The sequence below is a fragment of the Vibrio sp. YT-19(2023) genome (assembly GCF_033337395.1).
The window spans coordinates 1-540 of sequence record NZ_JAWOQN010001039.1; the positions used below are offsets into that span (position 1 = coordinate 1).

The window sequence follows — 540 nt, forward strand, 5'->3', positions numbered from 1 at the left end:
AGTTTTAACGCTTTCTATATTAATGGCTTCCCCTAGCGCTTTTGCAGCAAAGCGAGGTCCGTCTGCGGTCACGGTTGTGACTGAGCAAGTAGAAACGCACGAAATTAATCAATCTTTATCCCTTATCGGCAAATTGAAGGCGGCAGAGTCTGTGGTTGTCGCTTCAGAAGTTGCAGGTAAGGTCAAACAAATTGCGGTAAAAGCAAACCAGAACGTGCAACAAAACCAACTGTTAATTCAATTGGATGATGATAAAGCGCAAGCAGCGCTGGTTGAGGCAAAAGCTTACTTAAAAGATGAAGAACGTAAGTTAAAAGAATTTCAGCGTTTAGTTAAACGAAACGCAATTACTCAAACCGAAATTGATGCACAAAAAGCAAGCGTGGAGATTGCTCAGGCTCGACTTGATGCTGCGAAAGCGAATCTCGCCGATCTGCATATCACCGCGCCCTTTTCTGGAACGGTTGGATTTATCGATTTCAGCCGCGGGAAAATGGTTAGCGCAGGAAGGGAGCTTCTGACATTAGACGATCTGTCGGT

General features: G+C 44.8%; 1 pseudogene. It reads left to right on the top strand.

The annotated features are described in order from the left end of the window. Positions 1-540, top strand: a pseudogene (gene vmeE / locus R7E78_RS29895) (multidrug efflux RND transporter periplasmic adaptor subunit VmeE); the annotation flags it as partial.